The 18,824-nt window shown below is 43.7% G+C and carries 17 protein-coding genes; 10 read left to right on the top strand and 7 right to left on the bottom strand.

The features are described 5' to 3' along the window. The first annotated feature begins 9 nt into the window (after positions 1–9). Positions 10–396 (top strand): YkvA family protein, encoded by a 387-nt coding sequence (locus SALPA_RS06540; RefSeq protein ID WP_145091261.1) that lies wholly within the window; start codon positions 10–12, stop codon positions 394–396. An 11-nt stretch (positions 397–407) separates the two neighbouring features. On the opposite strand, the gene SALPA_RS06535 is transcribed toward SALPA_RS06540, so the two are convergent. The 3 genes from SALPA_RS06535 to SALPA_RS06525 all read right to left on the bottom strand — a co-directional run bounded on the left by SALPA_RS06535 (position 408) and on the right by SALPA_RS06525 (position 4,393). Beyond that, a complete protein-coding gene (locus SALPA_RS06535) occupies positions 408–1,511 on the bottom strand; it encodes an endospore germination permease (RefSeq protein WP_186450942.1) in 1,104 nt (367 codons plus the stop codon). Between the two features lie 126 nt (positions 1,512–1,637). After that, complete coding sequence (locus SALPA_RS06530; protein WP_186450941.1) at positions 1,638–2,810, bottom strand: Ger(x)C family spore germination protein; 1,173 nt, start codon at positions 2,808–2,810, stop codon at positions 1,638–1,640. After that, on the bottom strand, positions 2,807–4,393 hold the full coding sequence (locus SALPA_RS06525) for a spore germination protein (RefSeq protein WP_145091253.1): 1,587 nt from the start codon (positions 4,391–4,393) through the stop codon (positions 2,807–2,809). Before SALPA_RS06525 ends, SALPA_RS06530 begins: the two co-directional genes overlap by 4 nt. Positions 4,394–4,555: 162 nt before the next feature. Here SALPA_RS06525 and fliB point away from each other — a divergent pair, with 162 nt between their 5' ends. Continuing rightward, a complete protein-coding gene (gene fliB, locus SALPA_RS06520; protein WP_255451405.1) occupies positions 4,556–5,461 on the top strand; it encodes a flagellin lysine-N-methylase in 906 nt (301 codons plus the stop codon). 136 nt (positions 5,462–5,597) lie between these two features. Beyond that, positions 5,598–6,776 (top strand): putative heme d1 biosynthesis radical SAM protein NirJ1, encoded by a 1,179-nt coding sequence (gene nirJ1 / locus SALPA_RS06515; protein WP_145091247.1) that lies wholly within the window; start codon positions 5,598–5,600, stop codon positions 6,774–6,776. A gap of 288 nt (positions 6,777–7,064) precedes the next feature. Here nirJ1 and SALPA_RS06510 read toward each other — a convergent pair whose 3' ends face one another. From SALPA_RS06510 to SALPA_RS06495, 4 genes are all read right to left on the bottom strand, one after another. Next, positions 7,065–8,165: a GTP-binding protein gene (locus tag SALPA_RS06510; protein ID WP_145091244.1), complete on the bottom strand. Its 1,101-nt coding sequence runs from the start codon at positions 8,163–8,165 to the stop codon at positions 7,065–7,067. Positions 8,166–8,190: 25 nt separating this feature from the next. Beyond that, positions 8,191–8,988, bottom strand: a complete 798-nt coding sequence (locus tag SALPA_RS06505) for an MIP/aquaporin family protein (protein WP_186450940.1) — start codon at positions 8,986–8,988, stop codon at positions 8,191–8,193. Positions 8,989–9,041: 53 nt separating this feature from the next. Further along, on the bottom strand, positions 9,042–10,013 hold the full coding sequence (arsM, locus tag SALPA_RS06500) for an arsenosugar biosynthesis arsenite methyltransferase ArsM (RefSeq protein WP_145091238.1): 972 nt from the start codon (positions 10,011–10,013) through the stop codon (positions 9,042–9,044). A gap of 507 nt (positions 10,014–10,520) precedes the next feature. Further along, positions 10,521–11,720, bottom strand: coding sequence for a hypothetical protein (locus SALPA_RS06495; protein WP_145091235.1), 1,200 nt, complete (start codon positions 11,718–11,720; stop codon positions 10,521–10,523). Between the two features lie 230 nt (positions 11,721–11,950). On the opposite strand from SALPA_RS06495, the gene SALPA_RS06490 reads away from it, so the two are divergent. The 7 genes from SALPA_RS06490 to SALPA_RS06460 all read left to right on the top strand — a co-directional run bounded on the left by SALPA_RS06490 (position 11,951) and on the right by SALPA_RS06460 (position 18,702). Then, complete coding sequence (locus SALPA_RS06490) at positions 11,951–13,996, top strand: LTA synthase family protein (RefSeq protein ID WP_145091232.1); 2,046 nt, start codon at positions 11,951–11,953, stop codon at positions 13,994–13,996. A gap of 62 nt (positions 13,997–14,058) precedes the next feature. Then, complete coding sequence (locus SALPA_RS06485; RefSeq protein WP_145091229.1) at positions 14,059–14,667, top strand: peptidylprolyl isomerase; 609 nt, start codon at positions 14,059–14,061, stop codon at positions 14,665–14,667. Positions 14,668–14,783: 116 nt separating this feature from the next. Then, a complete protein-coding gene (locus SALPA_RS06480) occupies positions 14,784–15,536 on the top strand; it encodes an AAA family ATPase (RefSeq protein ID WP_255450913.1) in 753 nt (250 codons plus the stop codon). Between the two features lie 37 nt (positions 15,537–15,573). Beyond that, positions 15,574–16,338: an epoxyqueuosine reductase gene (locus SALPA_RS06475; protein ID WP_186450939.1), complete on the top strand. Its 765-nt coding sequence runs from the start codon at positions 15,574–15,576 to the stop codon at positions 16,336–16,338. Positions 16,339–16,501: 163 nt separating this feature from the next. Next, positions 16,502–17,266, top strand: coding sequence for an amino acid ABC transporter substrate-binding protein (locus SALPA_RS06470; protein ID WP_186450938.1), 765 nt, complete (start codon positions 16,502–16,504; stop codon positions 17,264–17,266). An 11-nt stretch (positions 17,267–17,277) separates the two neighbouring features. Continuing rightward, positions 17,278–17,931, top strand: a complete 654-nt coding sequence (locus tag SALPA_RS06465) for an amino acid ABC transporter permease (protein WP_145091220.1) — start codon at positions 17,278–17,280, stop codon at positions 17,929–17,931. 12 nt (positions 17,932–17,943) lie between these two features. Then, positions 17,944–18,702, top strand: a complete 759-nt coding sequence (locus tag SALPA_RS06460; RefSeq protein WP_145091217.1) for an amino acid ABC transporter ATP-binding protein — start codon at positions 17,944–17,946, stop codon at positions 18,700–18,702. Positions 18,703–18,824 lie beyond the last annotated feature (122 nt).

Below are 18,824 nucleotides of genomic sequence, written 5' to 3'. Positions count from 1 at the left end.
GGTGAGACTATGATAAAGGCAGGCCGCCTATTTCAATTTTGGTCCGTATTAAAAATGGTGCGGGAAAATGCCCTGATTTTATTTTATGCCTGGCGGCATCCGCAAACTCCTTATTATTTTAAGGGAATTTTGACAGCATTGGTTATTTATTTGCTTAGTCCAATTGATTTATTGCCTGATTATCTGCCGCTGGTAGGTATTGCTGATGACGTTACCCTGTTTACTGGTGCCATGCTGTATTTGACCAATTTACTGCCAGCGCCGGTACTTATGGAAAGCAGGCGGCAAAGTGAAAAATGGGTCCGGCGAATGCCCTATATTTTTGCTGTGATTGCGGTAGTCGCTGTGGCCTGGATTGTTATTGTTGTGATGGTTGTTCGTAATTTAATGCAGTAAGAAAAGACTGCTTAACGGTTACAGTCACTTTTTACGTTCGTAGCCTTCTTCAGAAAAAAAATAGCCAATGCAATTACCGGAATACCAAACATAAAAATTAAGTTGATATAAGGTACGTAATATTCAATAAGATTGAATACTACAACAGAACTAAGAATCTCTGTTTTTAACGCCGTTATGAATATCACTATAACCATGGGAATAATGAGAACCTTGCGATTTGTAAGTCCAAAAACTTGAACAAAACATAGTATTGCCAAATATATCATTAATGAAATTTTCACGAACATGCTAATATTCCAGGCGGCAACAATGAGAAATTCAATGCGCGTGATGAAATCATAGATGTTGATTTGCTTTATAAAGAGATAATAGGGGTCAAAGGTTTTTTGGGAGAGATCTAGTCCTAAGCCTGCTAGCGTTGGAACTATGATTATAAGGGAAAACACCGTAATAACGATCATTGTCCAGAATAAAATCATAGTGGTATTTTCTTTTTTAGTAATGGATGGAGCCAGTATAGCAAGAACTACAAGTTCGTTCACTCTGGCAGCCGTAATAAAGGCCTGAAAGTTAATCTCCGGGAAAGTGGAATCAGCCAATATTGGCAGAAATACTTTGAAATCCATATCAGGGATTTGTAGCACTGCATAAAAGAAAATGATGGCAAAAATTTGCGGGGTAAAAAACTCTGCCGCCCTGCAAATGCATTCCAGGCCCAGATATACACCATAAGCACAAGAGAGTAACGCCAGTAATACAATGACAGAATCCGGAGTTTCAGGATAATTTATTGGCTTAAGAATGTTATCAAACAACGATAAATCAAGGGTAGCCAAAAACAGAAAAAAAACAATATACAACGATCCCAGTATTTTACCGGCCAGTTTGCCGGTTATTATCGGTAAATACTCTATTAGCGTCAGAGTTGCAAACTGCTTACTTAAAAATAATAGAGGAGCAGATAGTATTGCAAGGTAAAACAGGGCAATAATTTCTGTAATCCATACATCCTGGTTGGTGAAATTAAACCATAATAGTACAATCGCTATACGGCAAAAACTCAATAAAAGAATGACTTGTAGTGGAGATATCTTTTCTAAATTTGCTATCAATTGCTGTTGGCCCCTTTTTATCTTTTGCGGCGAGGTAAGACTCCCGCCTCTGCAGGCGGCGTTTGTTCAGGTGGGGTAGACTCCCCGCCTGAACCCGCCGATGTTTCAGCTATGCTTAAAACAAGTTCAATCCTGTACAGGATTTTCTGATTTACCTGTTTTGGTTATCTTTGTTTGGGTTTCCACCTCAATGGTTGCTTGTGCGAACAAGTCATCCCAATTATCCTGCATGTTCTTCCATTCCTGAGGATATTTGCGATGGACAAGCTGTCCAAAACCAAAAATATCAGACTTATATTCAGTTTGCACTTTTTGCAGGGTATGCTCCACTTCCTGTTTAATGCTCTGTGAAGTTGCCTGTTCTAGCATTGCTATTACCGCTCGGTCTGTTATTTCGACTTTAGTGGTTTCTTCATCCAGCATACCGGTCATAGTGATTTTTACTTTGATTTTTATATCATTACCGCTAATCTCGACCTCATTTTTACTCTTGGCTGTTAATATTTCCACAGAGCTAGTCCCGTTAGTATTAGGGGTAGGGGATATAACGATACCACTACGTACTTTGCCGATTACCCAGTTGTAGCCTCTTGTTTCCTCACCGTTCAAAAATCCGACCAATCGGTCCCTTAAAAACACAGCTGATCCTTCAGGGCTTAATTCATATTCTTCACTTTGTCCTGTTCCTATTTTGGCCTTTTTTGCTTTCTGTAGTACTGTAACAACGGGATTTATACCTTTGCCGCTATATGTCTTTAAGAAATCGATAACTTTGGAATCCACGCTTTTCGCATGGGTTTTATCTTGTCTAACTATGTCTTCGAAATAGTTTGAAGGAATAATATTGATTCCACTGGCAATGGTCATACCATCGGCAGCAGAAGTACCTTTTACAATTGCTAAATGCATTGCTATTCTCGCCTCATGGTCGCGTAAAATCATATCAAGATGCGCTGCCAACCCATTTCTGGCAAGTTCTTCACTGAACAAAAATCCTTTGGCGTGAGCCACGAATATCTTGCGGTCAAACCGCAACGATGCATCGCGAAATGTTTCGGCAACAGTTCTGCCGTTAGCTTGTACATACTTGACGGGTTTAGCTTGTTCGCTGCCATCCTTACTGGTTTTTTTAGGATTAATGATCTCAAACGTAGTTGTAATGCCGTCATTATTAGCGTCTACGCCTACCAGGCCGACAATTCCAAGCGTGTTTAACTCGCGACGATTCCAGCACCCGGTAAGCGATAAAGCTAATACAAGGATTACGATACTGGCAAGCATTCTTTTGCGTAGGCTCATTCGTTGTCCCCCCGCCGTTGTTGGTTGTCCTTGGCAATAGCTGGCGGCCTTTTTTTCATCGCCCATAGCGGAAACCTAAGAAAAAAATCCATAAGTACGCCTTGATCAGAAGGTGCTAACGAGGAGGTATAGGGAACACCAAAGGAACGCAGCGAAACTGCGTACAACACAATGAGGAATAACCCGCATACGACGCCATACAGGCCCATTACGCTGCCTGCAATTAAGAAAAAAAATCGAAAAAACATGATAGCTTCCGATAAAGCCGGCACAATAAACCCGGCAACTCCAGTAACGGCAGTAACAATAACCACAGGAGCACTCACGAGGCCGGCATTTACCGCGCTTTCGCCAACAATCAGCGCGCCGATGATACTGATTGCCGATCCTACTGCCCGGGGAAGTCTGACGCCTGATTCACGGAGCAACTCATAAAAGATAACCATGATAAGCATTTCCGCTCCAGCCGGAAAGGGTATATCCGAGATTGAGCCAGCCATGCGTAATAGTAGTATTGTTGGAATCATTTCCTGATGATAAGTCTGAAGCGCGACATATAAACCGGGTACAAAGATACTAAAGAAAAGCGCCGTAAGTCGGATTATTCTCCACATTGATGCCATGAATGGCCGCACATAATAATCCTCACTGGTTTGCAATGTTTCGACAAGCAAGTGGGGAACAGTGAGTACATGCGGAGTCCCATCACAAAATATGCCTACCCGGCCTTCGAGTAGTTTGCCCGCCAGAATATCAGGCTTTTGGGTATTGGCAATAGTCGCCAGTGGCGAGAACGGACTATCTTCGATAAACTGCTCAATGTAACCTGTTTCTAGTATCGAATCGGTATCAATCTTATTTAGCCGTCTTCTTACTTCCCCCAGTACTGCCTGGTTTACAATGCCATCGATATAAGCGATAGCAACATTGGTTTTTGTCTGCTTGCCAAGGGTGATATTTTCAAATACCAAATTGGGGTTTTTTATCTTTCGCCGCAATAAGCTTGTATTTGTTCTGATATTTTCAATAAAACCTTCACGGGGCCCCCGAATAACTGACTCGGTATCAGGCTCAGCTACCGTTCTAGTTTCCCATCCCTTGGACTCAATTAGAAAGGCTGTAGCTACTCCATCAACAAACAGAACAGTGTTACCATTTACTAGATCATCAATAACCTCAGACATTGTTTGAGTTTCTATTACGCCTGCTGCCGTAACTAAGGTTGTTAATATTTTCGAATCAAGCAACGTGTTTGCTGGTAGTTCTTTCGATTTCATAATAAATGCATTTATTATGTCTCGTCCTAATATTTCCTTGCTTACTAATCCTTCAATATATACGATCAAGACTTTTACGCCTGAAAAAGTAACAAATTCAAAAAATATAACGTCGCCACTTTTTTTGAACGCATCCTCCAAAAATGCTTTATTGGCCGCTACGGCTCTAAAGACAGTCACGCCTTCTACGAGTCTAAGTTGGGCAGCAATCTGCGATATTTCGCCTGCGACTTTCTCACATTCTATAATTCGTTGTCTAAGAGTATTAAGCTTGTTCTTGATCATGTCATGTGAAGCTTCTTCCATTACTAAACACCACCTAAAACTACCTGCATATGTTAGTATTACACTATATGGAGCTTTTACTCAGGGTTACTGGTTGATGTACTAGGAAACACTTGATAAGGTGTACGAAATAGCAGACAAAACAGAATATAGTAATTTGAGTAAGAAGGTGTTTCTACGTATATTTATGTAGATCTATGTGAACGGTTTACTTGTGAAATGTGTGGCACCTGTTGCCGTAATTCCTGGCAGGTAACCTTGGATGAAACCAGCTATCGCCGCAATGAAGCATTGTTTAGTAGCACTGGCCGCAAGGCGGAATTTGACCAGGCGTTTATCAGGCTGAATGAGGCTGCAGGGTATGGTGAATATGCCTATATTGCCAAACAGGATGGGGGTGGTTGTTGGTTTTTGGATGAGTGCAATCGCTGCCGCTTGCATAAAGAAGCCGGTCACAGCCAGCTTGATGCCGTTTGTCAGACTTATCCGCGTTACCCGATGAGTACCTCACGGGGAATTGAACTGACGCTCAGCTTCAGTTGTCCGGCCGTATTGAAGCTGGCTGGACAAGAGGCATCGCTGGCTATTAAGAGAGCCGGTCAACCACCAATTGCTTTTCCGGAGAATAACTACGCTGTCGAAGTTTATCCTCAGCAGCAGCCAGCATGGGAACCAATGCATTACTACTTTGAACTGGAAACTCATTTTATCGATATCCTGCAGTGCCGGAGCCTGCAGCTTGATGAACGTCTGGACTTTCTGACTAAAACAATTAAAGCAATAAATGATTTGCCACAGAACGAAACCCTTGCCAGAGAACTGACGGCTTTATTTAATTATAATTATGACTGGCTGGAAAAGCTGGCTGCTGATAGGCTGCCGTTGGCAGCAGGGCCGGGAGAGTTCTTACTGGAAAATTTTTTAGTGAGTTTTATCTTTAGAAAACCCTTTTATATTTATGGCTTGGAGAAAACGTTACTACTGCTTGAACGTATGTGGCAGCAAATGAGTAATACCAAGGATATTGCGGCAGCTATCATGCATTTTGAATTACAATATGGGCATGATCGTCAGGCGTTGTGGCGGTAAAGAAAAAATGTATGGAATAGCGACGAATTCGTGTTAAGGAATAGTTTATGGTATGATGGTAGCGGGCGTTATAATGGCAACCATTTTCGGAGTTGAAATTTAGTCTGACAAATAGTATTATAGGTGGGATAAAACAATGATAAGTGTTACGAAACTTTTATTTTCAACTGAATACTTTGGCGATACTTTGCGCTACAACCAGAATTCCAGGGGAGCGCGCCATGGGGTTACCCACGATGCAGGACCGGTTGTTGTCTGGAATTCTACGAGGACATGCAATCTTAAATGCCGCCACTGCTATATGGATTCGGATTCAAAAAAATACCAAGGCGAATTAACCACCAATGAGGCCAAGCAGTTTATTGATGACTTAGCAGAATTCCGGGTTCCGGTGTTATTGTTCTCAGGTGGGGAACCGCTTATCCGACCGGATTTTTTTGAACTGGCGGCCTATGCTGCTGCCCAGGGAATTCGACCGACACTGTCGACGAATGGTACTTTGATTACGCCAGAGGTTGCACGAAAAATCAAGGAGATCGGTGTAGGTTATGTCGGTATTTCTTTGGACGGTTTGCGTGAAGTAAACGATAAGTTTCGCGGTAAAGAAGGCGCTTTCCAAGCCGCAATGCAGGGAATTCAAAACTGTGTTGCGGCCGGCCAGCGTGTAGGGCTGAGATTTACCATAAACCGTCACAACCTGCAAGAATTGGATAATATCTTTGATTTTATTGAAACGGAAAAAATTGATCGTGTTTGCTTTTACCACTTAGTGTACTCCGGGCGCGGCAACCTAATGATGGATGAAGATATAACTACCGCTGAGTCACGCCAGGCTATGGATATTATTATTAACCGGGCCCGCGACTTTGAAGAACGCGGTTTGACTAAAGAGATTCTAACAGTTGATAATCATTGTGATGGAGTATACCTTTACCTGAAAGCACTTGGCGAAAATAATCTTGCATTGGCTGAGAGAATTAAAGCATTGATTTCGCTTAACGGCGGTAACCGGTCCGGAATTGCTTTTGCGGAAGTGGATCCTAGCGGGTTTGTTCATCCTGATCAATTCACTCAACACCATACCTTTGGTAATGTGCGGGAACGAAAATTCGGGGAAATCTGGACTGATCTGACGAATCCAATTCTTAGCGGACTTAAAGACCGTAAACCATTGCTTAAAGGCAGGTGCAGTGTTTGCCAATACCTTGCTATTTGTAATGGAAATTTCCGGACGAGGGCTGAGGCCATGACCGGGGATTTCTGGGAAGCTGATCCCGCATGTTATCTTACAGACGAAGAAATTGGGATAAGATAAGACTTGGCTGTGCCAAGTCCTTTAGGATGCCGGCAGAAGTCTTAGTCGTTCAATCCAGGGAAAGTTATCTGCTTTCCATCTGATAAAAAATAAGCAGTAAAAGGAAGCGATAGAATACCATAACCGAACGAACTGGATGAGCTGAGACTGATTCCAACAAATAAATCAATGTAACAAAAACCATCCTTTGCTGTGGCAGAGGATGGTTTTTTGTTACAAATCTTTGAGCTCACTCTTTTGGGTGAGCAACTTAGGCTAATCAGTTTATATGTGTAAAGAGGGCTTTATTCAGAGACTTTGGACTTCTACATGGTCGTAACGGTAAGTTGGGTTAGGACGTCCCGGTTTTAAACATTTTAAAGCTACAAAATCGGTAGTTATATGGTTCTCGCTAGCTTTGGAAATCTCCTCTAAGACGATGGCTTTAAGCGCATCAGGCTCCATCTGGGAACGAGCGTTTAGCGTCATCTGCGCCTCTTTACCCTCCCCCGCAGACCCACGGATATTCAGGAAGTTTTTGGGGCCTGTAATATTACCGATCACAAAGCCGTTATCTGTTTTTATAAGCAATTTCACATGACCGACCGCAGCATTTACCTCTATAAAGCGCCGATTCAGATAATTGAGTAAATTTTCGGTGAATTTATCCCAGTTGGCTAGCCTACTTTGCAGTTTGACTGTGGTGTTAAGCCAGCCGAGAACGGCTTCTCCTTCGGCGTAAGTATCATAGTCAACCTCTGCCAAATGGGTTCCGGCTTCAGAAGATTGCAAAACCTCATTCAGCCAATTTTCTAAACCGTCCCCGTTTTTTGCACTGATGGCATGGACTGCAGCCCATGGCCACTCTTCGGCAGTACGTTTTTTTAAAGCCGCGACCACTTCGGGACTTAATAAATCTGTTTTGTTGATGACAATCAAATCCGCCTCTTCAAGCTGCTTCCGGAGAATATAAACTGCGCTCATATGAAGTCCCGACATTCTTCCGTCTAAAATATCCGACAGTTGCTCAGGATCAACAAGCACTGAAAGCGGGGCTACGCATAATTCTTCAGCAAACTTATGCTTCAACGGCTGCAAAATGGTTGCGGAAAGATCGGTACAACTGCCAACAGGTTCGGCAATAATGACATCCATAGCCTTCTTTTCATTAATATAAGCAATAGCATCAGTAAACCCTGAAAAATTGCAGCAGAAGCAGCTGCCGCTCACTTCTGAGACAGTTGTAGCTATATGCTCAAGAAATACTGTATCTACTAGTTCTGATGCCTGATCATTGGTAATTAGTCCGACTTGTTTGCCTGTTTGACTAAGCTTACGGGCGGCCTCCCCAAGAAGCGTTGTTTTGCCAGCACCAAGGAATCCTCCGACTAAAATGATCTTAGTTTTCATATAAATTCATCTTCCTTTCATTAATTTATTGACACTGACATTGTGTTTTTTTCATCAGTGGTTCCAACACGCCTGTGAACAACAGCCCTGCCGCCAGAGCGCCAATCATGGGACCGAGAATGTAAACAAAGAAGAACCCTCCGGACTGGTCAGGAAAGGCAGCAGAACCCCAGCCAAAAATCCACGCAACAAGACGAGGCCCAAAATCACGGGCAGGATTCAGTCCAGCTTGGGTGAGTGGTGCGATAAGACAAATCACCGAGCTCACGGATAGTCCAATAAATACCGGTGCCAAATTGTCATCCGGTCTTCCGAGATTGCAGCCTTCTGTTAGTGAAAATATCATGAGCACAAGCAAAAAAGTCCCAATAGCTTCAGCACATATTGCTAAAGGCATGGAGACTACAGTTGTACTTCCTGGGAGTTGATAATATTCGCCAAACATTTTTGCGACCTTAACGGAATCCGGTGTACCGCGAACAATATTCTGAGCCGTTTCAAAAGCAGTAATGGAGGGGTCAAATAAAATATATAAGGTTAGCCCTGCAAAAAAAGCTCCGACAAATTGGGCAATAAGATAAGTCGGCACCTTTTTTATCGACATTCTTTTGCTCACCAACATAGCTAAAGTAACTGCGGGGTTAAGGTGAGCACAAGATAAATGCCGTGTAGCATAAATAGCTAAGCTAACGCCAATTCCCCAAATTAATGCGATCTGAAATAAGCCACTGTGGGAATTGAAGAGGACAGAAACCGCAACAGAACCGCATCCGAACAAGACCAACAAAAAAGTTCCTAAAAACTCCCCGATAAAATCGCGCATATATTCCACAACTAAGCATCTCCTTACATATTTTTTATATAAACAATAGATTCTCAGCAGCATCCATTATTTATTCCGTTGTAATGGTATGTTGGAGCGGTTACAACCACATCGCAACGGTTTAACTTACGGAAGTAATCGGCTGTTTTTTGACACACTGGATGAGGAATATCCCGTGGTATAATGCGGCCATCTTCATCCCTCAGCCTTTCTTTTCCAAAATAGATAAGGGTCTCTCCGGCAAAGATGCGGGCTCCGCTGGCAAGAGCGGGGTTTTTATAGGCAACAAGATCAATTGATTCCAAAAGAATATTCTCTGATAATCCATAACGATCTTTATCCAGAACGCGGAATGGTCTTCGTGCTTGAATTTCTATCGTGCCAAATCCTGCGCTGACAATTTTATTTAGGTACTCTTGATAAGTCGAAACACCTGAAAGGCACATCGCACGTAACCGTTCATCCTTTCGCAATTGTTCGGGTATCGGCTTAGTTGTGATAGGATCAGATATATAAAACCTGCCACCGGGTTTTAAAACACGGTGCATTTCCGCTAGTGCTTTTGTTAAATCATCCTGTTCGAAGATATTAAATAGACAATTTTGAGCAGCAACGGTAACGCTTTCAGTTTCTACAGGTAGGCTGAGAGCGTCACCGTTTATCAAATAAATGAAATCTGGTCTAAACCAAGCATTCATTTTTGTTGCAAGTTCCAAATTTTGTCTGGCTTTATCAAGCATTTCGGGAACTTTATCCACTGCAATAACCGATTTGGGCCGCCGGGTGAAATAGGCAAATTGAAGTGCCTCCAGTCCTCCTCCCACGCCTACGTAGAGAATGGTTTCCTCATGACTTAGGTCACCAAAGTGAACGGTTGTCCCACAACCGTAATTCATTTCCTGCATAACAGCCGGAATTGTTAATCCTGGCAAAAAGCGAGACTTACTTGTAACACAGCAGAGACCGTCCTGCGGTATCAAAGCCGCTTCTTTGTACAGTTCATTTGTAGTATCTAAATAACCCATGCCCTTTTCTCCTATATTTGCTTTTTAAAAACCATACTAAGAATGGCTCTTTTCTTATTTTGAGCTCGTCCATTGGTTTGCCGCTCTATTTATCTTTTGCGGCGAGTTAAGACTCCGCGGCGTTTGTTCAGGTGGGGTAGACTCCTCACCTGAATCCGCCGGGTTTTCAGCTATGCTGAAACAGGTTTACTTACATTATTTAATATAGATTAACACACTTAATAGACTAAGTCTATTGAATATTAAAATTATTACACTAGTCTATCTCAATAGGAAAATAGTTGCATAAACAACTATATACTTGCAGATAAATTTTATCCAAGCAGTAAAATTTATCCCATTTTCGAGCGTGAGAAAATAGATTGCCTCTCTGTGCGCTATAATGCACAGAGAGGCAATCTATTTTTCGTCCAGCTAGAAAGTATAACTTTCCCTGAATTGAACGCCTATACCCCCAAAGGCGGCTTCTGCCGGCGTCCTGACGGACTTGCCACAAGCCAAGTCTGTTTATTTTCTATATAAGGTATAGTTACTCAGGGCAGTACCCTTTTGGTCTACAAATTGGATATGAATCGGATTGTCAAAGTTTAACGTCAGACGGTCAAGGGAGATAACGTCATTGTTTATAGTTGGTGAGAGTCTGTGGTTTTCCAGGGGGCTTTTTGTCCTGATGGTAACAGTCAGGTCATTGCCTGTTTGTACAACGTTTTCAATACCAATGCCATAGCCTTTACTAGCTACTGAACCGATATGTGCGTATAGTACAAGTTGCCGGCTAAAATCAATCGGTTCTACCTTATCGACAATGATGCCAGGTATATCTGCAATAGCGGCTGATTCAGGTTTGAAGAGTAAAACACCGACTTTCATATCAGCGGGGTAGGCACTTTCGTGCCAGGTCCAGTCGGCAAAGCTATTGTTGTTATACAGCGTCTTGTTAGTAACTGTTGTTACCGGTGCGGTAGCTGGGTAACCATAGAGGCTGGCTGGACGATAGGTGGCAGGGTAGTTGCTATTGCCGATGCCGCGAATTGTGGTGATTATCCAGTTGCTGCCGCTTCTTTCCAGATCAACTTTGAAGGTTTGTCCACTGGTTTTTACCTGGACAATGGCTTTGCTGCCCGCCATTGATAATAGTGTGAAGCTATCGTCGTAAGCATCAAAGCCGAAGGTGGCCGCGTTATCTTTTACAACCTCTACCGGGTCGCCTAAGTGGATAACACCATTACCTTGACCGCCGGTAACGACCTCTGTTACACTACTAATTTTCCAGTCGCCAGCGGTTTTAATTAGACGGACCTTGAAGGTTTTGCCCTTATCGGTGCGAACCATGACTACACCTTCTGTCGAACTATTCCATTGCAGTGAAAAACTGTCATGCCGGGCATCAAAGCCATATGCCGCAGCTGCTGCCTTGACGGCGGCTACTGGTGAAGACTGCTGTTCACCAGGGCGTTCTTTATCACGGTCATGGTTCACTGCATTCTCTTGAGTAGTTTCCTTGTTATTATCTTGTTTGTCTTCAGTGGGAGGATTGGCCTCAGTACCCGGAGACGGAACTGTGATAGCTGTATTCTCTGCAGCATGAGCCTGGGACAGGGGAAGTCCTGGCAGCATAGCTGAGGTTACAACAGCAGCACCGGCAAGGGCGGCTACTAGACGCTTGCATCTGCGTTTGGCACTTTTTCTACGGCTGGTGTGCTTCATAGTCTGCTCCTTTCTATACCAGGTTTTAATTATTGTTTGCAAAAATAGAAGATAGCAACCGCGACAGTTTATGCCTGATTAGTCAATTTTTAAAACAGACAAAGTGAGCGTTCTTTTGTCTTGAGATGTATTATTTTAGGCTGCCTGTGAGTAGTCTTTTTTGTTTTAGTTAAAAAATTTTGCTGACGGTTGCAGGATTTTAGCAAATAAAGTAGAAATCTACCGGGGTTTTGAATAGTAGTAAAGCGGTAGTTTTTAAAAAGGTGGGAAAGGGTGGGTTTATTATCAGGCTGGTTTGTTGGGACGAATTTTACACTGAGTTGCAGCAGGATTGCAAACTCTTCATTTTCATAGTAGGAGTCTTCTGTTTGTTTCGCGTTGGCTTTATTGCGGTAATGCATTCGTTTTTGAGCGAAGCCGTGACTGTGAGCGACATTGTTTCAGCGCTATATTATGGTTTGCGAATCAGCTTGAAAAGCGCGGGAATGCTGGTGCTGGTGCCGCTTGTTTGTTGTACTGGCTTGCGCTTGTTTCTTCCCTGGAAGAGACTTAGCCATATTCGCTTATATCTAGGGGCGGGTTATGTTACTATACTTAGCTTTTTATTTCATGCGCGTATTCCTTACTACCAGGAATTTCGTATGGCCTTTAATCAATTGTTATTCAATACGTTAAATGATGACGTAACGGCCATTATGCATACTGTTATCGAGCAGTATAATTTACCTGTCAGAGTGCTTTTGGCGAGTATGACAGCATTCTTGTTATGCAAAATACTGCAGCGGTGGCTAGCTGTTAAAACTTTCAGCTTTCCCCGGCTGCCTAAATGGTATCAAAACATTGCTATTCGTGCGGCTCTGCTTGTAGTCATTTTTTATTTGGCTATTTTTATTCGGTTTGGTGGAACCATGACTTATGCCTATAATATCGACTGGGAGAATTCCGGAGTTACTAAAGATCAGCTGCTTAATGAAGCTATTTTGGATGATGTGCAGGCACTGTATCGGGCCTATATTTTACATGAACGGGTTTGTTCCTCTACTGGTCTTGATATGGAGCCAGCAAGTTTGAATGATTATGGCAGCTATCTGGCGGGAAAGCGAGTGAATTCCGTTAATTTGGATGACTTTTTACGTAAGAAAGTAATAGTAGGAACAGAGGCGCCGCCCAAACAGGTATTTCTCATTATTGCCGAAAGTTATGCCAATTGGCCCTTACTGCCTAAGTACAGTAACCTTGCTATTGCAAACGGAATGAAGGAGCTTATTACGCAAGAGGAGGCAGCTTATGTCCCTGACTTTTTACCAAATGGCATGAGTACGATTTCCGGTGTAATGGGTGTAATTACTGGTTTAGCTGAGGCTAACCTGTACCTAAACTATCTGCCGGAGTCTTACAAAGAACCATATGCTACTTCGCTGGCGCCGCAGATGAAGCGGCTGGGCTATACCACTGATTTTTGGTATGCCGGGCCTGCTTCATGGGAAAAAATCAAGGATTTTACGCTGGCGCAGGGTTTTGAGTCGTTCTATGGTATGGGCGATTTCGCCAGCCAAGGCGGCAATGTCTGGGGTGTTGATGATGCTGATTTGTATCAAGCTGTGCTGGGGCAGGTGCAGAATGATCACCCTGGGTTCCATGTTATTGTTACAGTATCTAATCATTCGCCCTATACGGTCGATCTGGCCAGGGAAGGCTTTGACCCTACTATTGTTACTGCCGGCTTGCCAGATAAATGTAAGAATGATCAGGAGCTTATTAAGAAGCTGGGGCATTTCTGGTATGCTGATAAAATGTTGGCCAAGTTTGTTAAAGAGGCCCGGCAGCAGTATCCGGACAGCCTGTTTGTTATTGTTGGCGATCATGCTGACAGGGTTAATGTGGAGACAAATCCAGCTTTGTTTGAGCGGTATGCCGTTCCCTTCATCGTCTATGGCAAAAATATCAGCAAAGAGTCGTTTCCTGAGCAAACGGCAGGCAGCCATATCAATGTTATACCAACCTTGCTGGAACTTGTCGCCCCTGGTGGGTTTGAGTATTATTCTGTAGGACGCAGTCTGACAAATGGCAATGATTTTGGTATGAATTATGGTTTCTGGATTACGCCAGGCTATGTGGGTAATGCCGATAATGACTACCAGGAAGCGCACTTGTCAAAGACTGGCCTCTTACCGCCGAACCAGGATAAAATTCGTCAGGAAATTGATTCGGCCAGGGCAATTTCCTGGTGGCGGATAAAGTACGGAAAAATGTTGCAAACCGTAAAATCAATTTAAACTATGTAACCTAATGTGATATACTAATATCTGGATAACAAATAAAAGAAGAGAGTGATCTTATGAAAAAATATGTAACTACATTTATCTTGCTGCTCACATTATTGGTACTTTCAACGGCAGGTTGTGCCGGCAGCAATACACCTAAGCAGGCTGAGAACAATCCTCCACAAGCACAAACAGATGGTTCCACAAAGAAAAACAGTGTAGCGTTGTTTGAAACCTCGAAGGGTAATTTCCGGATCGAATTGTCCGAAGATAAAGCGCCGCAGACCAGTAAAAACTTTATTACCCTTGCCAATAAAGGGTTTTATAATGGCCTGATTTTTCACCGGGTTATTGCCGACTTTATGATTCAAGGCGGCGATCCTAAGGGGAATGGCACAGGTGGCCCCGGTTACACTATCCCTGACGAATTTAACGGCGACTTAAGACATACGGAAGGCGTTATTTCTATGGCTAATGCTGGTTCCAATACCGGCGGTTCCCAGTTTTTTATAACGCTGAAAGCAACCCCCTGGCTTGATAATAAACATGCTGTATTTGGCAAGGTAATTGAAGGTATGGATGTTGTTCAGGCTATCGGCAAAGTTAAGACAGGCCCGCAGGATAAACCGGTAGAAGATGTTGTTATTAAGAAGATTACTATTGAACAAGCAAAGAATCTGTAAGCAAGACGAGCTAAAGCCGGAATCTTCCAGGTTCCGGTTTTTGGTTATCGGTATAATACTATTGCAGTGAATGCGATACGGCAAAATAGATTGTCTTTGACATGGGGGGTGAATGTTTGTTGCTGAGTAATGGGGCTTATTTGCGGAGTGTGAAAGTAGAACGCGAGCGAATAAAATCGCAGGAAGAATATCCGTTTTGCCTGCCTGCATTTAAGGAGTTGGATAGTATTGACTTTCATCCTAAAGTGACGATGATTGTGGGCGAAAATGGCACGGGAAAATCCACGTTTTTAGAGGCCGTTGCGGTGGCTTGGGGATTTAACCCGGAGGGAGGAACCATTAATTTTAATTTTGCGTCCAGACCTTCTCATTCGGAATTATATCAACATATCCGCCTTGTGAAAGGGATTAAAAGGCCGCGCACTGGTTTCTTTTTCAGGGCTGAAAGTTTCTATAATGTAGCGACAACGATAGAAGAACTTGACCGGGAAGGTACAGGTGCGAGAGTAATTGATTCTTATGGTGGCCGGTCACTTCATGAACAATCACATGGTGAAGCCTTTTTTGCAACTTTTATGAACCGGTTTGGGGGACAGGGCCTATACATCCTAGATGAGCCTGAAGCAGCGCTATCGCCATTACGTCAAATGGCTATGATTTCGCGGATTCATGAGTTGGTTCGGCAGGATTCACAGTTTGTCATAACAACTCATTCGCCGATTATTATGGCTTACCCTGATGCCAAGATAGTGCAACTGACAGAAACTGGTTTGGCAGAAATTGAATATGAGCAAACAGAGCATTATATTATTATGCGTGAATTTATTAATAACCGGGAAAAGATGCTGAAGATATTAATGAACACTTAGAAAATATAGTGTAACATAAGCAAATGGAGGGATAGCTTTGGAACTACAGACAATCGAACAAGCGGTGATTGACTTTATCGCCGGCACACCACTTAATACTGTGGCTGAAATTGGCCTGGGCAAAATCTATGATAAACCGTTGGTAGGTGTGTCTCGGGCTGAGGATGCTTTATTTGAGACGTTAAAGGCCGATAATATTGTCGGCCCCAATCACTTGTCACCGCGTGAATGGCTGCCGGCGGCTCAATCAGTAATCGCTTATTTTTTGCCCTTTAGTCAGACTGTACGGGAGGCTAACCGGCAGGGTGAGCTGCCAGCTGCTGAGTGGCTGTATGCGCGGATTGAAGGCGAAATGATCAATGACGCTCTGCGCAAGTTTTTAGTAGAGTGGTTTCAGGCGGCAGGCTATCAGGCTGTAGCGCCAGGGCTTGATGAACGGTTTGCTGTAGTTAACCGCAAAAGCAATTGGTCTGAGCGGCATATTGCTTATGTTTCCGGGTTGGGCACCTTTAGTTTAAATAGGTCATTTATTACCAGGGCCGGTGCAGCCGGGCGGCTAGGCAGTGTTATTGTGACGACAGATATTACGCCTACACCGCGCAGTTACCAAACCTATGATGAATATTGCAGTAAATGCGGTGCCTGTATCAAGCGCTGCCCGCCCCAGGCCATTGATGCTACAGGCAAAAACAATGATATTTGTGCCCGGTTTCTTGAGAGTACGGCGGTGCGGTTTAAACCACGCTATGGCTGTGGTAAATGTCAGACTGCCGTGCCGTGTGAAGCGGCTGTACCGATGTAGTCTTTTCCCAAAGAACACAATATACTGAGAGTTATGCCGCAAATGCAAGATTTTTAATCCAAACACTAACCCCGTTTACGCAAACGGCGCTTTTTATTGTTTCCAAACTTTAATATGGTAAAGTAAAATAAGGGTAGAATTTAGGGAGAGTGGAGGAGTTAGAGTGAGACGATTAATAGCAGCCATGTTAGTGTTACTGGTGGCCGGAATGTTGGTAGCCGGATGCGGCGGAACCGACAAGAAAAAAATTGTGGTTGGCCTTGATGACAATTTTCCACCCATGGGATTCCGGGATGACAAAAACAACATTATCGGCTTTGACATTGATATGGCGAAAGAAGCTACCAAGCGTATGGGAGTAGAAGTTGAATTTAAACCTATTGACTGGAATAGCAAAGAAGCAGAACTGAGCGGTAAACGGGTCGATGTGCTGTGGAATGGTTTGACGATTACTGACAAGCGCAAAGAGAATATCCTCTTTACCAATGCCTATATGGAAAATCGCCAAATTATTGTTGTGGCCGCTAATTCGCCGATTAAAACCAAGGCTGATTTGGCAGGCAAAGTAGTTGGTACGCAGGAAGGCAGCAGCAGTATTGAGGCGATTGAAAAAGATGCTGACGCTCTGAAGTCGTTTAAAGAACTCAAAAAGTTTGGCGACAACGTAGCCGCGCTTATGGATTTAAAGACCGGCCGTCTTGATGCGGTCGTTGTGGACGAAATTGTTGGCCGGTACTATATCGCTAAAAAACCGGGCGAATACACTATCTTAAAGGATAATTTCGGTTCAGAGGAATATGGCGTCGGCTTGCGCAAAGAAGATAAGGAACTTTTAGGCAAGCTGCAAAAGGCTCTGGATGAAATGAAGAAAGACGGTGCTTCGGCTAAGATTTCCCAGCAGTGGTTTGGCGAAGATATTGTAAAGTAAGGAAGACATAAATGGACTATGTACTAGGAATTCTGCCGCCGCTCCTGGAAGGCACAGTAGTGACGCTGCAAATGTTTTTTGCCACTATTGTCCTTGCATTGCCTCTGGGTTTGCTATTGGCTTTGGCCCGCATTTCCCGGTTCAAGGTCCTGAGCCGTGCGGTCGGCGTATACATCTGGCTGTTTCGGGGAACGCCCCTGATGCTGCAACTCCTGTTTATCTATTTTGGGCTGCCGTTCTTGCCCTATGTTGGTGTACGGCTGCCTGATTTTTCGGCGGCGTTACTGGCCTTTGTACTAAACTATGCGGCTTATTTTGCTGAAATATTCCGGGCAGGCATTCAATCCATTGATCGTGGTCAGTATGAAGGGGCCAAGGTATTGGGCATGACCTATGTGCAAACAATGCGTCGCATTGTTCTACCTCAGGTCATTAAACGCGTGCTGCCGCCGGTGAGCAATGAAACCATTACGCTGGTCAAAGATACTTCTCTGATTTATGTTCTGGCCATGAATGATCTGTTGCGGACAACCAGAGCCATTGTACAGCGGGATTTTAATACAATGCCATTTATTGTTGCTGCCGTATTTTACTTGGTTATGACATTGGTTCTTACCTGGTTGTTTCAAAAGCTGGAAAAGAAGTATGCTGTATATGACGAGTAGGAGCAAATGGCGATGAACATGATTAAAGCAGTAAACATTCATAAACAGTTTAACCAACTTGAAGTTTTAAAAGGCATATCGCTTACGGTGGACAAAGGCGAGGTCATTGCTATCATCGGTCCCTCTGGTTCAGGCAAAAGCACTTTTTTGCGCTGCCTGAACCGCCTGGAAACCATTGATCAAGGGTCCATCGAGATTGAGGGCGATGTGCTGGTAACAGATAGCGGTCAGGGAAAAGTCAACTACGCCGCTGAAGCCGAGGCCAGACAGATTTGCCGCCGGATGGGGATGGTATTTCAACAGTTTAACCTTTTCCCTCATCTTACTGTGCTGGAAAACATTATTGAAGCGCCGATTACTGTCAAAGGCTGTAAACGTGAGGATATTGTGCCTCAGGCTGAAGAACTTTTGCGTAAAGTCGGACTAGCCGAAAAACGCGATGATTATCCCTCACGCCTGTCAGGTGGTCAAAAACAGCGAGTGGCCATTGCCAGGGCGTTGGCAATGAATCCTGACATTATGCTGTTTGATGAACCAACCTCAGCGCTTGATCCGGAACTGACCGGCGAAGTTCTGAAATCCATGCGCAAGCTGGCGGAAGAGCATATGACCATGATAGTTGTTACCCATGAAATGGCATTTGCCAGAGAAGTTGCCAACCGGGTTATTTTTATGGACAACGGTGAGATTGTCGAAGCAGGGTCGCCGGACGCTGTATTTGGTTCGCCGTCGCAGGCCCGGACAAGGGCCTTCTTACAGAGGGTAGTATAGGAAAAGAGTAGTTAGCAGACTAAAAAAGCGAGCTTGCTTCACTGATACACCAGTGAAGCAAGCTCGCTTTTGGTTTCGTATTGCGATTAGCTGCTGCTGTTTTTTATTTTTTCAAATTCATC

Source organism: Sporomusa sp. KB1 (genome assembly GCF_007830295.1).
Taxonomy (GTDB): domain Bacteria; phylum Bacillota; class Negativicutes; order Sporomusales; family Sporomusaceae; genus Sporomusa.
This window is presented reverse-complemented; position numbering and strand designations above follow the sequence as displayed.

Excerpts from the sequence above, each read along its gene's own strand:
- SALPA_RS06485 (WP_145091229.1), top strand. The coding sequence starts at position 14,059 with ATGAAAAAATATGTAACTACATTTATCTTGCTGCTCACATTATTGGTA.
- SALPA_RS06495 (WP_145091235.1), bottom strand. The coding sequence starts at position 11,720 with ATGAAGCACACCAGCCGTAGAAAAAGTGCCAAACGCAGATGCAAGCGT.
- nirJ1 (WP_145091247.1), top strand. The coding sequence starts at position 5,598 with ATGATAAGTGTTACGAAACTTTTATTTTCAACTGAATACTTTGGCGAT.
- SALPA_RS06540 (WP_145091261.1), top strand. The coding sequence starts at position 10 with ATGATAAAGGCAGGCCGCCTATTTCAATTTTGGTCCGTATTAAAAATG.
- SALPA_RS06460 (WP_145091217.1), top strand. The coding sequence starts at position 17,944 with ATGAACATGATTAAAGCAGTAAACATTCATAAACAGTTTAACCAACTT.
- SALPA_RS06465 (WP_145091220.1), top strand. The coding sequence starts at position 17,278 with ATGGACTATGTACTAGGAATTCTGCCGCCGCTCCTGGAAGGCACAGTA.
- SALPA_RS06530 (WP_186450941.1), bottom strand. The coding sequence starts at position 2,810 with ATGAGCCTACGCAAAAGAATGCTTGCCAGTATCGTAATCCTTGTATTA.
- arsM (WP_145091238.1), bottom strand. The coding sequence starts at position 10,013 with ATGGGTTATTTAGATACTACAAATGAACTGTACAAAGAAGCGGCTTTG.
- SALPA_RS06525 (WP_145091253.1), bottom strand. The coding sequence starts at position 4,393 with ATGGAAGAAGCTTCACATGACATGATCAAGAACAAGCTTAATACTCTT.
- SALPA_RS06510 (WP_145091244.1), bottom strand. The coding sequence starts at position 8,165 with ATGAAAACTAAGATCATTTTAGTCGGAGGATTCCTTGGTGCTGGCAAA.
- SALPA_RS06505 (WP_186450940.1), bottom strand. The coding sequence starts at position 8,988 with ATGCGCGATTTTATCGGGGAGTTTTTAGGAACTTTTTTGTTGGTCTTG.